Source organism: Bacillus sp. 3G2, from assembly GCF_044324725.1.
GTDB lineage: Bacteria > Bacillota > Bacilli > Bacillales > Bacillaceae_G > Bacillus_A > Bacillus_A mobilis.
Window position 1 is genome coordinate 2,071,427 of record NZ_CP172246.1, and the last position, 14,098, is coordinate 2,085,524.

The 14,098-nt window shown below is 34.1% G+C and carries 12 protein-coding genes and 2 other annotated features; of the genes, 7 read left to right on the top strand and 5 right to left on the bottom strand.

The window, feature by feature from the left end; genetic code table 11:
- Nucleotides 1–106: 106 nt before the first annotated feature.
- Together ACHZK0_RS10575 and ACHZK0_RS10580 are read right to left on the bottom strand one after the other, a co-directional pair.
- Nucleotides 107–1,192, bottom strand: coding sequence for a DUF418 domain-containing protein (locus ACHZK0_RS10575; RefSeq protein WP_395761520.1), 1,086 nt, complete (start codon nt 1,190–1,192; stop codon nt 107–109).
- Between the two features lies 1 nt (nt 1,193).
- Nucleotides 1,194–1,778, bottom strand: a complete 585-nt coding sequence (locus tag ACHZK0_RS10580; protein ID WP_262741674.1) for a TetR/AcrR family transcriptional regulator — start codon at nt 1,776–1,778, stop codon at nt 1,194–1,196.
- Between the two features lie 330 nt (nt 1,779–2,108).
- On the opposite strand from ACHZK0_RS10580, the gene ACHZK0_RS10585 reads away from it, so the two are divergent.
- The gene (locus ACHZK0_RS10585; protein ID WP_262741673.1) at nt 2,109–3,620 is read left to right on the top strand and encodes a M36 family metallopeptidase; all 1,512 of its coding nucleotides are present in this window, start codon (nt 2,109–2,111) and stop codon (nt 3,618–3,620) included.
- A 103-nt stretch (nt 3,621–3,723) separates the two neighbouring features.
- Here ACHZK0_RS10585 and ACHZK0_RS10590 read toward each other — a convergent pair whose 3' ends face one another.
- Nucleotides 3,724–4,206 carry a hypothetical protein gene (locus ACHZK0_RS10590; RefSeq protein WP_270341222.1) on the bottom strand — a complete coding sequence of 161 codons (483 nt, stop codon included), beginning with the start codon at nt 4,204–4,206 and terminating at the stop codon, nt 3,724–3,726.
- Between the two features lie 64 nt (nt 4,207–4,270).
- Between ACHZK0_RS10590 and ACHZK0_RS10595 the strand changes: the two genes are divergently transcribed.
- From ACHZK0_RS10595 to ACHZK0_RS10610, 4 genes are all read left to right on the top strand, one after another.
- Nucleotides 4,271–5,653: a UDP-N-acetylmuramoyl-tripeptide--D-alanyl-D-alanine ligase gene (locus ACHZK0_RS10595; protein WP_270607179.1), complete on the top strand. Its 1,383-nt coding sequence runs from the start codon at nt 4,271–4,273 to the stop codon at nt 5,651–5,653.
- Nucleotides 5,654–5,718: 65 nt separating this feature from the next.
- Nucleotides 5,719–5,930: a binding site (T-box leader), on the top strand.
- Between the two features lie 108 nt (nt 5,931–6,038).
- On the top strand, nt 6,039–7,337 hold the full coding sequence (gene aspS / locus ACHZK0_RS10600; protein WP_395761521.1) for an aspartate--tRNA(Asn) ligase: 1,299 nt from the start codon (nt 6,039–6,041) through the stop codon (nt 7,335–7,337).
- 115 nt (nt 7,338–7,452) lie between these two features.
- Nucleotides 7,453–7,701 (top strand) — a binding site (T-box leader).
- Nucleotides 7,702–7,817: 116 nt separating this feature from the next.
- A complete protein-coding gene (locus ACHZK0_RS10605) occupies nt 7,818–9,158 on the top strand; it encodes a sodium-dependent transporter (RefSeq protein WP_262741669.1) in 1,341 nt (446 codons plus the stop codon).
- A 41-nt stretch (nt 9,159–9,199) separates the two neighbouring features.
- A complete protein-coding gene (locus ACHZK0_RS10610) occupies nt 9,200–10,105 on the top strand; it encodes an alpha/beta fold hydrolase (protein ID WP_262741668.1) in 906 nt (301 codons plus the stop codon).
- A gap of 36 nt (nt 10,106–10,141) precedes the next feature.
- On the opposite strand, the gene ACHZK0_RS10615 is transcribed toward ACHZK0_RS10610, so the two are convergent.
- Together ACHZK0_RS10615 and ACHZK0_RS10620 are read right to left on the bottom strand one after the other, a co-directional pair.
- Nucleotides 10,142–10,717 carry a nucleotidyltransferase family protein gene (locus ACHZK0_RS10615; protein WP_262741667.1) on the bottom strand — a complete coding sequence of 192 codons (576 nt, stop codon included), beginning with the start codon at nt 10,715–10,717 and terminating at the stop codon, nt 10,142–10,144.
- 24 nt (nt 10,718–10,741) lie between these two features.
- Nucleotides 10,742–11,539 (bottom strand): lipid II flippase family protein, encoded by a 798-nt coding sequence (locus ACHZK0_RS10620; protein WP_270341276.1) that lies wholly within the window; start codon nt 11,537–11,539, stop codon nt 10,742–10,744.
- 191 nt (nt 11,540–11,730) lie between these two features.
- Here ACHZK0_RS10620 and ACHZK0_RS10625 point away from each other — a divergent pair, with 191 nt between their 5' ends.
- Both ACHZK0_RS10625 and ACHZK0_RS10630 read left to right on the top strand, forming a co-directional pair.
- Nucleotides 11,731–12,396, top strand: a complete 666-nt coding sequence (locus ACHZK0_RS10625; protein ID WP_262741665.1) for an HAD family hydrolase — start codon at nt 11,731–11,733, stop codon at nt 12,394–12,396.
- A 205-nt stretch (nt 12,397–12,601) separates the two neighbouring features.
- On the top strand, nt 12,602–14,047 hold the full coding sequence (locus ACHZK0_RS10630; RefSeq protein WP_395761522.1) for a GntP family permease: 1,446 nt from the start codon (nt 12,602–12,604) through the stop codon (nt 14,045–14,047).
- Nucleotides 14,048–14,098 lie beyond the last annotated feature (51 nt).

The window sequence follows — 14,098 nt, forward strand, 5'->3', positions numbered from 1 at the left end:
GAAAGCAAAGAATTTAGGTGGGGGGCGGGCTGCCCATTAAAGTCCGATTGGTGAGGGCTAATAATCAGTGGGGGATGAAGAACCCCCCACTGATTAAAGTTTCACTTTATCCGGCCAATTTCCTCATAATCCATTCGATAGGGCCTCTAGAAAATTTCTTTCTCCATAACACACTAATTAAAATGCTGAAAATGAAAAATGCAGTAGCAAATAATAAAACGAATAGTAGTGATTGATGTTCCATTCTATTTAATAGAATTAATGTCCCAATACCGATAAATACATGACTGACATAATGAGTTAATGTTAACTGTCCTGTTTGTACAATGGAAGTGACAAACCAACTATTTGTATATTTTTCAGCGATATTGAGGCAAATGATTAATATAGCAATAGCGGATCCTGTAGCAGATAAAATATATAATATGTTTGGTAAGATGGGTCCTGTATTAAATAAAAATGTGGCGGCCTCTTTGCCGATGTATGGAATAAAAAAGTGTGTAAGTCCTTTTGATAAAAGTTCTGTCAATATTGTGATTGTAATACCGAGTAAGAGTAATCTTTCTCTAATTTTCTTATTATGAAGATCTAACCTGCCAATTATCATACCGATTAAGAAGAACGAGAACCAAGGAAAAATTGGGTGATATCCATTAAAGAATAAATTGCGAAGAAAACCCTTTATTGTCCAGAAGTCTACATAGTTAATAAATGGAGTTGGACCTCCCCAGCCCTCGAAAGTATTAAAAGTAAGCTGAAGAGATTGTGCGATGAGTAGGATAATAATAGATAGCAATAGTAATACTTTTTTGCGTACTGTAATAAGGAATGCAGCGACGAAAAGGTAAACACCGTAGTAGTGTAATATATCCCCAGTCCACTCCATAACATATAGTAGTAATCCTAAAATAAATAAGAATAGTGATCGTTTCCATATGGTCTTTCGACTACTAGAAATTTTTATTTGTTCATTGCTAGCAACGGCTGACCTAGTCATTAAAGTTATACCGGTGCCTGCAAGTATAACAAACAAAGCAGAAGCTCTACCTTCAAATATTGACATGAAGGTTATTAAAAAAGGCGGACCATTTCCTTCTGCACCTGTTATCACCATGAAATTGACAAGTAGCATACCAAACATCGCCAAAGCTCTAGCAAAATCTAAGCCGATAATGCGCTTATTTGTATTCACTTCAATCCCTTCTTTCAAAAATGCTATTTACAGCTTCAATCCAAATTTGTTTATAATCTATCTTTGCGTCAATCATCATAAAATTTCCGATATTATCAAGCACTAATGCTAACATATGAGCTTTTGAAACTAGATTTTTATTTTCAATTAATTGAAGTTCATTTGCTTTTGTAAGGAGTACTTCAAATCCATGTAAATATTCTGTTTGCACAGTTAGTAATCGATCTTTGTACATATTGTTTCTGGAAGATAGTAATAGATATTCTTGTAACACCAGATTAAAATAAGGGTCGTTTCGCTGTTCATCAATTATTTTAAGTCCAATTGCAGTGCATTTTTCAATAAAATTTGTTTTCGTAAATTCTTCTGTATGAAAATATGAAGAGAACTGCATCGCTTTACATAATTCAGTAAAAATACATTCAATTAAGGCATCTTTAGACTTAAAGTAGTAATATATAGATGGTTTTGCGATACCAACCTCCTCACCAATCATCGTATAAGTTGTTTTAGCAATACCGTACGTAGCAAAAAGGCGATAACTTGCTTCCATTATTGAAGAGAGTGTTTCTTCACTTTTACTCATATAGATCCTCCTAAAAAAAGGTTATTAAAATCGTATCATTCACAAGTGATTTTTTCAACCTACCGTTAGGTAAAAAATAGCCTATTTTTTTACACAGTAATATGAAAAGTTTCAGGGGGAAGGAATGGATTTAGAAATTTCTTTCTAAAGTATTGTTTTTACTTTACACATAAATATTGAGAAAATTTCACTCACCCTAAATGGAAAGGTAATAGAATTGTTTATAGAGAATTACTCGTAGATTCAATTTTTATCCCCCCATTTTGTGGGGAATGATTGCCTAGTGGTAATGGGATAAGGTTGAGCTACTTTATTAGGGGGAGTGGTTCTATGTTTAATAAAAAAATGGTGGCAATGGCAATGACTGTGCCATTAGTAATGGGGACGATTTCTACGGTTTCAGCATTAGAAAAACAGCAACAAGTAAAGCTAGAAGCTTATTCACCGCAGAAAAAAGCAACTGAATATTTAAAAGAAAATGCTGTGCAGTATGGATTGAAAGCTGACCTCTCAGACTTGCAATATATTTCTACAACAGAAACGTCAGTAGCTTCATATGTTAGGTTCCAACAAGTTGTGAATGGTGCGCCTGTATTTTCAAAACAAATTACAGTTACACTTAACGGAGAGGGAAAAGGAGTACTTGCTGTTTCTGATTATCAATCCGTCAATGGTGTAAAGGAAGTAACGACAAAAATTAGTGAAAAAGATGCAATCCAAAAATCAATGGCATATGTTGGAGAAACAAGTGAGCAAAACTTATGGGCTCCTACAGAGAAAGAATTCGGATATATTGTTGAAGAGGGAATTGCTCGTCCAGTATATAAAGTTGTAGTCCATTCTAATAACCCGTTTGGTGCATGGGAAACATTTATTGATGCAGAAAATGGAAAATTAATTAAAAAGGTTGATATAAACCGAAAAGCAGAAGGGTCAGGAAAAGTATTTTTACCTAATCCGGTCGTATCTAGTGGTAGTAAAGTAGGCTTAAAAGATAATAACGATGCAGATTCACCGGCGCTAACGAACCAATTGAAGACTGTTACGTTAAAAGGCTTAGATGGAACAGGATTTTTAATTGGAGAGTATGTTACGATTTCTTCAAAAGCAAAAACAAAATCTACAAACTTACAATTTAACTACACAAGAGCAAATGATAGCTTTGAAGATGTGATGTCGTATTATCATATCGACACATTACAACGTTACATTCAAAGTCTAGGGTTTAAAAATATTAATAATCGCTCTATTAAAGTGAATGTGAATGGAACGACAGATGACAACTCATTTTATTCTCCGACAACGAAAGCTTTAACTTTTGGTACTGGCGGAGTAGATGATGCAGAAGATGCTGGTATTATCGCACATGAATATGGGCATTCGATTCAAGATAACCAAGTTCCGGGCTTTGGTAGTTCAGCAGAAGGCGGAGCGATGGGGGAAGGATTTGGTGACTTCTTAGGTGCTACGTATGAAGATGCAGTATCAACTACAGGATACGGAAAAGCATGTGTTGGAGAATGGGATGCGACTGCTTATTCTAGTTCAGATCCAACGTGCTTACGCCGTTTAGATAATAATAAAGTGTATCCAAAAGATATAAAGAATGAAGTACACGATGATGGTGAAATTTGGGCTCAAGGTCAATATGAGATGGCACAAGCTTTTGGACGTGATGTAGCAACGAAAATTATTTTACAATCACATTGGTCATTGACACCAAACTCTAAATTCCGTGATGGAGCAAAAGCAATTAAGCAAGCGGATGCTCTTTTATATGGCGGACAACATGCTGCTGATATCGATCGTATTTGGGCAGCAAGAGGAATTAGTACGAATTAATATAAAAAGTCGTGGCATTTATAAGCCACGACTTTTTAATTTGCGTATGAACTGGTACTAGTAAAGGTAGCTAAATGAATGGTAGTGTGAATGTATCCACATTCTATCTATTTTTTTCGTCTTTAAAAACAAAATGCTCTTTAAATTTTCTAGACTCAACTTTTTGACCGTTTCTCATGGAGCGGAAAGGGTGTTCTTGCCAAGTAATGATTACATCAACTACATCTGCTTTTGTAGCAACTGGAAAATTAGCATGTCTAAATCCAGTTTTTCCACTTGCTAAACGACTTTCCTTTAGGGAAAAGAGTTCATATTTCGTTTTTGTTTTTGGCTCGTTGCGGAATACTTCGACTTGTACGTTATATACTTCACTGTTTCCAACATTTTTTACTGAAAATTGATATGTTTGAAATTCATCTTTTTTAGCCTGAAGCGTCTTTTTGCTTATTTTTTTTGGTTCATCAATATTCACTTTCCATTGATCAGAGTTTTGGGAGATTGGTAAAGCTTTTGGAGAATAGGCGTATGTTTCATTTACTACGATTAGGCATAACAAAAGGAGAAAGAAACTTATTGTTTTTTTCATATACACACCTCGCTTTAAATTTGTTAATTAATATGCGAAATAAATACAATTTTTATGTAATAAAATGGAAAAAGGTGATAATTTGATTCAAATACAATTAAATAAACTGGAAGAGGTAATAGATGGTGAAGGGCTACAAGAATCATTTCACAATATAGAGATACAAGGTATCTGCATTGACTCCAAGAAAATTAAGAAAGGGAATTTGTTTGTCCCAATTATTAGAGTGAAAGATGGACATGATTATGTGAAAGAGGCAATTGATAATGGAGCTGTCGCTTCCTTATGGAAAAAGTCTTATGGTACTCCGCCAAAAGGGATTCCAATTATATTTGTAGATGACACTTTGCTTGCTTTGCAACAATTGGCACAATTTTATCGAAAAGAGCTAAATGTAAAAGTGATTGGAATTACTGGTAGTAATGGAAAGACAACGGTAAAAGATATAATAAGCACGATTTTAAGTACAACTTATCGTGTGCATAAAACAAAGGGGAATTTTAATAGTCAAATTGGTTTACCATTAACAATTTTAGAGATGAAACGAGATACAGAGTTTTTAATACTTGAAATGGGGATGAGTGAAAAAGGGCAAATTAGAAACTTATCAATAATAGCACAGCCGGATGTAGCGATTATTACAATGATTGGCCAGTCTCACTTAGAAACGCTTGGATCAAGAGAAGAGATTGCGAAGGCTAAATTAGAAATTATTGATGGATTAAAAGATGAAGGATTATGTTTGTATAATGGTGATGAACCATTGCTTTTGAAAAATAAGAATCTATTGAGTATAAATTGTAAGGCATTTGGTGAAAAGTATACAAATGATTTGTTTCCAACAAACGTGCAATTAGATGAATATGGTGTTCATTTTAAATTAAATGATTCAAAAATACAGTACGATGTTCCCTTGCATGGAAAACATAATATTTTAAATACAATTGTCGGAATCGCCGTAGGTCAATTTTACAATATCTCTACAGAAAAAATACAGGAAGCATTGCGGCAAGTAAATATTACTCATATGCGCTTTCAATTTTTAACTGCCAAAACAGGTTTTACAATTATTGACGATGCATGGAATGCTAGTCCCTCTTCAATGAAGGCTGCAATTGAAACGTTACAGACATTAAATGCCTATAAGAAAAAAATGATAGTAATTGGGGATATGTTGGAGCTAGGGAAGAATGCTGAAACATATCATAGAGAAATTGGTAAAATGTTAAATGAAGAGAGCATTCAATATGTATTTACTTATGGAAAGTTAGCTGAAATTGTAGCGGAAGAAGTAAGAAAGAAATATGATACAGGAAAAGTACAGTCATTTAATAATAAGACCAAAATAGCAGAGGAAGTATTAAAAGTAATAACGGAAAATGATGTTGTATTATTAAAAGGCTCACGTGGAATGGCTTTAGAGGAGATTGTACAAAATTGGATATGAAAAATGAAAATATATTTAAAAAGCTTGCGTTTTATAAACTAAAGAGATAGAATACTCTGTAAATATAAAAAGTGATGATTAGGAAAAGTACATGATGCAAAGGTCTACAGAGAGCAATCGGTTGCTGAGAAGATTGCGATACCGCATGATGGAAAGACACCTGTGAGTGTTGCTTTGAACGTGATAATTAGTAAAAGCAAACGGTACCTACCGTTATAAGGGCTAAGATGGTCATTATGACAATTTGGGTGGTACCGCGGAAAAATCCGTCCCTATTTATAGGGGCGGATTTTTGTATTCTTTGAAAGGAGGTGAGTGACCGTGGATGATGACGATGACAACAATAATAACGTAAATCAATATAAAATTACTGGAGGGAAAAGTAATGGAGTCAATAATGAAGCGTTCACTCACGAAAGAATGTACAAAGCAAAGCGGGAAGGTTGTATTACTTCAAGGATGGGTAAAAAAGATTCGTCATCTAGGTAATATTAGTTTTTTATTAATAAGGGATCGATCAGGAGTTATGCAATGTGTCTTAGAAAATGAGTTAGCTGGATTTAAAGTAGATGTGGAAAGTGTCGTGCAAGTAGTTGGTCAAATAGTAGAGACTTCGAAAACAGAATTAGGGGTGGAAGTGCTTGCTCATGAAGTGAAAATATTAAATGGCGCAGAACCACTTCCATTTGAAATAAATAAAAAGAAATTGCAAGTTGGCTTAGATCAACTACTGAATGAGCGGGTATTATCATTAAGACATGAGAGAACCGCGGCGATATTTAAAGTGAAATCTACACTTGTTCAGAGCTTTAGTGAATTTCTTATAGAGAACGATTTCACACGTATATTTACTCCGAAAATTGTTTCACAAGGGGCAGAAGGAGGAGCGAATGTTTTTAAAGTTCCATACTTTCAAAAAGAAGCTTATTTAGCACAATCACCACAGTTTTATAAACAGATGATGGTAGCTGGAGGGTTAGAACGTGTTTTTGAAGTTGCACCTGTTTACAGGGCGGAACATCATAATTCTTCTCGTCATTTGAATGAATATATATCGTTAGACGTAGAACTTGGATTTATTCATGATTTTTATGAAGTGATGCAATTAGAAACGGATGTTTTACGATATATGTTTCAACAAGTAGCAAAAAATTGTGAAAAAGAACTACAACTATTACAAATAGAAGTACCTTTTATTACAGAAATACCAAAAATTACATTGTTACAAGCGCAAGAAATTTTAAAAAGTAAATACCGGAAAGAATCGCCAATTGGGGATTTAGATACAGAAGGTGAAAAGCTACTAGGCAAATATGTGAAGGAAACATATAAGAGTGAGTTAGTTTTCATTACACATTATCCGAAAGAAGCTAGACCGATGTATACGATGCCGAATCATGAGAATCCATCTATTACTGATTCGTTCGACTTACTATATAAAGGGCTAGAAATAACTTCAGGGGCACAGCGAATTCATGATTATGAAATGTTACTTGCTTCTTTTAAAGAAAAAGGATTACATCCAGATAAATTTCAATCTTATTTAAATACATTCCGATACGGTTGTCCTCCGCACGGTGGTTTTGGAATTGGATTAGAGAGAGTTGTATACAAACTATTAGAATTAACCAATGTACGAGAAGCGAGTGCTTTTCCAAGGGACTGTACAAGACTTATCCCTTAATAATAGGGGAAGGAAATGCCGCATTTTCTCATCAAATTTTAATATATCCCTTGACAGTTATAAATATAACCGATATACTTCATATTAATTTCAAAAGAAAATATATTCTTAATATTTAAATGTGTTGAATAGGAGTAGTAAGGTCGTATATTTGTACAGAGAGCTATGGGTTGGTGTGACATAGCCAAATGACATCCTGAACTCGCCTAGGAGCAGTAAGGTGGAACGGAATAACATTCTTAGTAAATCTTAACGGTTAACCTTCGATATTAGGTTTGTAATCAAACGATTACTACTAAGGTGGATTCATAATGGAATCAATAAGGGTGGTACCGCGTTAAGTAAATGGCTTAGCGTCTCTTTATATAGAGATGCTAGGCCATTTTTTTATTTTATGGAAATAGAAATGGAGGGTTTATTCGGATTGGTTTGTAAAATTTAATTATTCATATAAAGTAATTTTATTAGGAGGAAAATAAGATGAAACAGACGGAGCAATGGACTTCGAAATTAGGTTTTATAATGGCTGCAGCAGGATCGGCAATTGGACTTGGCGCAATATGGAAGTTTCCTTATATTGCTGGGAAAAGCGGGGGAGGAGCATTCTTTTTAATCTTTATATTATTTACTGTATTAATTGGGCTACCGCTACTTATAGCTGAATTTATGATTGGCCGCAGTACACAGAAGCAAGCGGTTGGAGCATTTAAAAGTATCGCGCCAAATACAGGATGGCACTGGATTGGACGACTTGGCGTTGGAACATGTTTTATACTACTTTCGTTTTATAGCGTTGTAGGTGGATGGGTGTTAATTTATTTATTCAGAGGAGTAACGGGACAACTTATTACTCCGGGACAAAATTACGGAGCATTATTTACTGAAACAATTGGAAATCCCGCTTGGGCGATTATAGGGCATTTCGCTTTTATGTTTATTACGATTTGGGTTGTATCAAAAGGTGTACAAAACGGAATTGAAAAAGCAAGTAAATATATGTTGCCAGCATTGTTCGTATTATTTGTTGCTCTTATTGTTCGCTCACTAACACTTGATAACGCAATGAAAGGTGTGAAGTTTTTCTTACAACCAGATTTCTCAAAGATTACTTCAGAAAGTATTTTGTTCGCAATGGGCCAATCATTCTTTGCCATTAGTATCGGGATTTCGATTATGGTCACGTATAGTTCCTATTTAAATAAAAAAGAAAGTTTACCAAAATCAGCAATAACAATTGTTGGATTGAATTTATTTGTTTCATTATTTGCGGGTCTTGCTATTTTTCCAGCTGTATTTTCATTAGGAATGGAGCCAACAGAAGGGCCTGGGTTGTTATTTATCGTATTACCATCTGTATTTAGTCAAATTCCATTCGGCGGATTTTTCTTAACAGTATTTCTTGCACTATTTACATTTGCGACATTAACATCGGCATTTTCTTTACTAGAGACAGTTGTTTCAGCGTTTGCAAATGGTGAACAAGAAAAGAGAACGAAATTATCATGGATGATTGGTTTCGGTATTTTCTTAGTAGGTATACCATCAGCGTTATCATTTGGAGTATGGAGTGATATTACGATTTTTGGAAAGAATATTTTTGATGCAGTAGACTTCTTATCTAGTAATATATTAATGCCACTTGGAGCACTATTTATTAGTATTTTCGTTTCATTCAAAATGGAAAAGAAGGTGCTAGAAGCAGAGTTTTTTGTAGGTGGTAATTATGGAAAGAAAGTATTTACTTGTTGGGCTTTCTTACTTCGATTTGTAGCACCACTCGCAATCATCATCGTCTTTTTAAATGTAATAGGGATTATTTAAGGTTAAATGTTATAATATTCAGTAAAAAAGTGGTGATTTTTATGACGAATTTGATAGAAGCAGGGAAATACATGAACATTAGAGGGAAAAAGCTATACGTTGAAACGCATGGAAACCCTAAAAATAAACCGGTCTTATACTTGCATGGTGGACCAGGAGAAAGTTGCTATGATTTTTCATTCCATCAAGCGGAACGTTTAAAAGATTCTTTATATGTAATGATGATAGATCAAAGGGGTGTTTGTAGATCAGAAGAAATTACTGAGGACGAAGCTTTTGGATTAAATGATTTAATTGAAGACTGTGAGGAACTAAGAAAAGCATTACAAATTGAAAAGTGGTCCGTAATTGGACATTCTTTCGGTGGATATGTAGCGTTGTTATATGCGTCGATATATCCAAGTTCAATAGAGAAAATAATATTCGAAGGGCCAACTTTTGATTTTGCGTTAACAAGTAGGGCCTTGTTACAAAAGACAAGGAATTTATTAAAAAAGTATGGAAAAGAAGAAGTAGCGGAAGAGTCCCTTGCTTATTCATCTAGCAATGCGAGTTCGGAAGAGTTGCTAGAAGCTTATATAAGACTAAGCAATGAATTAGAAGAAAATAGAATGGAGATTTACAATTATAAGGAAGATGTGACAGACGAGAGTTTATATAGTGATGAAGAGTGGGGAATATTTTCAAGTCGCTCCAACATTCATTTTGATAGATTAAAATTAGAAGGAACATTTCATACTTCATTATTATCTAAAATAAAAGATGTACAAAATCCAATGTTATTAATTGTAGGAAAACATGATGTAGTAACGTGTGAAAAACAAATTGAAATATTTAATAAAGATGCTCGAAATGGGAAGTATATCGCATTTGAAGAGAGCGGTCATTCACCTCATTATGAGGAAGCAGATAGGTTTGCAGAAACAGTCATACATTTTTTGAAATGAAGAAAAGGGTGCTTCTATAAATGAGAGGCACCCTTTCTAAATTTTTGGATATGTGATTGTTATGTTAGGCCACTTACTTTGCCAATTCTTTTTTATAACTCTGTTTTTGTACATATGTAATCGTTCTTTCGATTCAAGAAAATGAGCTGTTGGTCTTACTTGTAAGGAAAGTACATCTTCAATACCGCACGGAGCTGTTAATATAACTTTGTTTTTTTCATCTAATGTAACCCCTAAAGCCGTTGCTGTTTCGGGAAATTTAGAAATAGCATTAACAGAAGAAGAATATGGTGGCATATTATTCACTACATGCATACGAGCTTGATTTTTTACAGACCAAGGGATAGTAGCATCAATATTTATTAATTTCGTTTCTAATGATTGTTCGTATACCTCATCTTTATGTAGACTATCATAATAAATCACATCAACATCAGGCATAGCTGTTTTAGCTTCATAGTTATGTAAAGTGTCCCAAATTTTAGAGCGGACAAATCCGGCGCAAATCCACCAATCAGGTAAATTTAGTGATTTTGCCATTTGTAATACGTTCATCATCCATTCGTCGTTTTCTATTAAGAGAATTATATCTTGCTCTGTTTTTATATTCATTGATAAATTCACCTTTCTAGTAAATTAATGCATTAGTTCAATAATCCATAAAATCCAGTAAGCACCTGGTACAAATAGAAGCTGTGCTAATAAGGTGCCGAGAAGTCTAGATATCATTAGCCAACCATACATTTTACTCATAGATTCAACGCCATTTTCTGATTGTAAAGCACGTTCTGTTAACAGTGCAATACGTGGATCGAGTAACACTGTTAATAAAATAGTAGCGAAACCATTCACAAGTCCAGAAGCTGTACTTGCATTTGTCGCGTAATCTGGATTTAGAAAAGAAGCGTAAAGGGCTGACAGAACGCCAGCTGTATAAATTGCAGTAGCAAACATGTTAATAAGCATAATGCGTTTTGGAATACCACCAATACGTAGTCTATGAATCATTTCTAATTTTGGAAATCGTACATATTTTTTTGTATACTTTAATTTTTGAATGTTATTTGTTTTTATCATTCGGATGAAAGAACCGTCTGTTTCAAAGTTTTGAATGACGTATCCAAATAGTCTTGTCAAAGTTGGATACAGTATAATCGCAAGCAATGTACCAACAGAGGCAGATAATAGAACGAGCCGTATAATATGCTCTAAATCAATAGAAGAATCTAGTTTTGCTTCATCGACAATCCCGCCAATTAAAAAGGCTTGTAGTAAGTTAGATGTTCTTGAAATAAGCAGTACCATCCCTACGACGGATAAGGCAACGACAATCTTTTTTAAACGAACACCGGCTAATCGAATACTATAAGAACTTGTTTCGACTGCGTGGATAATAATTGTGAAAGCCATTATAAAGATTAACGTAATTGACATTTGTTTCACCAGTTTCTATTTAGTTAATTGTAACTTTTTTACTTTATCATATCTGTTGCACTTTGTAACTGAAAGTGTATGACATAGAAGAAATAATTTTTTGAAAAGATAAATAATGATAGTATAGTAAAAGGTGGTTATGAAAAAACTTCTATATAATATGTAAAGTAAAAAGGAGCGGGGGATTAAATTTGTACAAAACATTTCTATTTGATTTAGATGGAACATTGACGGATCCAAAAGAAGGGGTTGTAAATTCAGTATTGTATGCATTAAAAAAGATTGGAATTGAAGAATTGCATGTAAGCGAGTTAGACTCATTTATCGGTCCGCCCATCCAGCAATCATTCATAGAGAGATATAACATGGGGGAAGGAGAAGTTGAACGAGCGGTTTTTTATTTTCGTGAGTATTTAAAGCAGAGTGGATTATTTGAAAACAATGTATATGAAGGTATTCCGGATCTTTTACAACAATTAAAAAGTTCGGGTAATCGTTTATTTGTAGCAACTTCAAAACCTACTATATTTGCAAAACAAGTACTAGAGCATTTTGAATTAACGGATTATTTTGAAGATATCATCGGAAGTAATTTAGATGGTACAAGAATAAAAAAAGAAGAGATCATTGCTCATATTTTACAAAAAAATGAAGACCTTAATCAAGAAGACATTGTTATGATTGGAGATAGGAAGCACGATATAATCGGTGCGAATCATAATGGAATTGCTTCAATTGGCGTTTTATACGGTTATGGTAGTAAAACAGAATTGACTGAAGTTGGTGCGACTCATATAGTAAAGGATGTAAAAGAACTACATCATTTTTGTTTAGAAAATAGTTTGGTAAAGAAGTAAATATAGAGACTAAAAATCCCTTTATAACGTATGATGATCAAATCGTATTTGTTTAAAGGGATTTTTCATATGTAATCGAATATGTATAATTAGACATTTTTAGCATGAAAAATTTGTATGAATAAGAGGAGGGATGTCAGAATCAAAAGATTAGTAGAAATTTATCTATAAAAGTTTGAATTTTCTGTTTAAAGGAGGGGTATAATTGGAGCTAGTTATTATATTATTAGCACTTAGTTTACTAATGTTTGTAGCATATAGAGGGTTTTCTGTTATTTTATTTGCACCGATATTTGCATTATTTGCGGTATTTTTGACAGAGCCTAGTTTTGTATTACCTTTCTTTTCGAATATTTTTATGGAGAAAATGGTAGGTTTTATTAAACTATATTTCCCTGTATTTTTACTTGGGGCAATATTTGGGAAAGTAGTAGAAATGTCAGGAATTGCAGACTCGATTGCAAAGACAATTATAGAGTTAGTTGGTGAAAAACGTACGATTTTAGCGATTGTATTAATGGGTGCGATCTTAACGTATAGTGGCGTTAGTGTATACGTAGTAGTGTTTGCTGTATATCCGTTCGCAGCTAAGCTGTTTCGACAAGCGAATATCCCGAAACGTTTAATCCCTGGAACGATTGTACTTGGAGCAGTCACGTTTACAATGGATGCGCTACCTGGATCACCACAAATTCAAAACGTAATTCCTACAACGTTTTTTAAAACAGACATTTATGCTGCGCCGATACTAGGTATTGTAGGGGCAATTTTTGTACTGACGTTAGGTTTACTATATTTAGAGAGTAGACGTAAGAAGGCGAAGGCAGCGGGAGAAGGGTATTTTGGTTTTAACGATGGGGATACTGAAATGGCAGCATCTTTGCAAGTGCAAGTAGAACAAAAAGATATGCCATTACTGAAAAGCATTGAAATTACAAGAGTACAACAAGTGATTGCTTTTATACCACTTATTTTAGTAGGTGTAATGAATAAAGTTTTTACTATTATGATACCGAAGTGGTATCCGAATGGTTTTGATTTTTCTACAATTGGTATGAAAGCATTTGGAAAAGTAGAATTAAGTGCAGTAGTTGGAATCTGGTCAGTAGAATTGGCACTTATAATAGGTATTGTAATGACGTTATTATTATATTGGAAACGAGTAGTAACAGGATTTCAAGCTGGATTGAATACAAGTATTGGTGGAGCGCTACTTGCAACGATGAATACAGGAGCTGAGTTTGGATTCGGTGGTGTCATCGCAGCACTTCCAGGATTCGCGATTATGAGAGATGGTATTTCTGCCACATTCACAAATCCTTTAGTGAATGGAGCAGTAACGACAAATATTTTAGCCGGTATTACAGGTTCTGCATCAGGAGGAATGGGGATCGTTTTAAGTGCAATGGGAGATAAGTTTATTGCAGCGGCCAATCAATTTGATATTCCATTAGAAGTAATGCACCGCATCGTATCAATGGCATCAGGAGGAATGGATACATTACCACATAACGGAGCAATTATTACTATTCTTACAGTAACAGGTTTAACACATAAACAGTCATATAAAGATATTTTTGCTATTACAATTTTGAAAACGGTTGCTGTATTTTTAGTTATTGCATTCTATACTGTAACAGGAATTTATTAAGTCGATATTTTATAAATTAAAACATTAATTAGGGTAAGAAGGGGTGGAGTA

Excerpts from the sequence above, each read along its gene's own strand:
- ACHZK0_RS10580 (WP_262741674.1), bottom strand. The coding sequence starts at position 1,778 with ATGAGTAAAAGTGAAGAAACACTCTCTTCAATAATGGAAGCAAGTTAT.
- ACHZK0_RS10620 (WP_270341276.1), bottom strand. The coding sequence starts at position 11,539 with ATGTCAATTACGTTAATCTTTATAATGGCTTTCACAATTATTATCCAC.
- ACHZK0_RS10590 (WP_270341222.1), bottom strand. The coding sequence starts at position 4,206 with ATGAAAAAAACAATAAGTTTCTTTCTCCTTTTGTTATGCCTAATCGTA.
- ACHZK0_RS10605 (WP_262741669.1), top strand. The coding sequence starts at position 7,818 with ATGAAACAGACGGAGCAATGGACTTCGAAATTAGGTTTTATAATGGCT.
- ACHZK0_RS10610 (WP_262741668.1), top strand. The coding sequence starts at position 9,200 with ATGACGAATTTGATAGAAGCAGGGAAATACATGAACATTAGAGGGAAA.
- ACHZK0_RS10615 (WP_262741667.1), bottom strand. The coding sequence starts at position 10,717 with ATGAATATAAAAACAGAGCAAGATATAATTCTCTTAATAGAAAACGAC.
- ACHZK0_RS10595 (WP_270607179.1), top strand. The coding sequence starts at position 4,271 with ATGGAAAAAGGTGATAATTTGATTCAAATACAATTAAATAAACTGGAA.
- ACHZK0_RS10585 (WP_262741673.1), top strand. The coding sequence starts at position 2,109 with ATGTTTAATAAAAAAATGGTGGCAATGGCAATGACTGTGCCATTAGTA.
- aspS (WP_395761521.1), top strand. The coding sequence starts at position 6,039 with ATGGAGTCAATAATGAAGCGTTCACTCACGAAAGAATGTACAAAGCAA.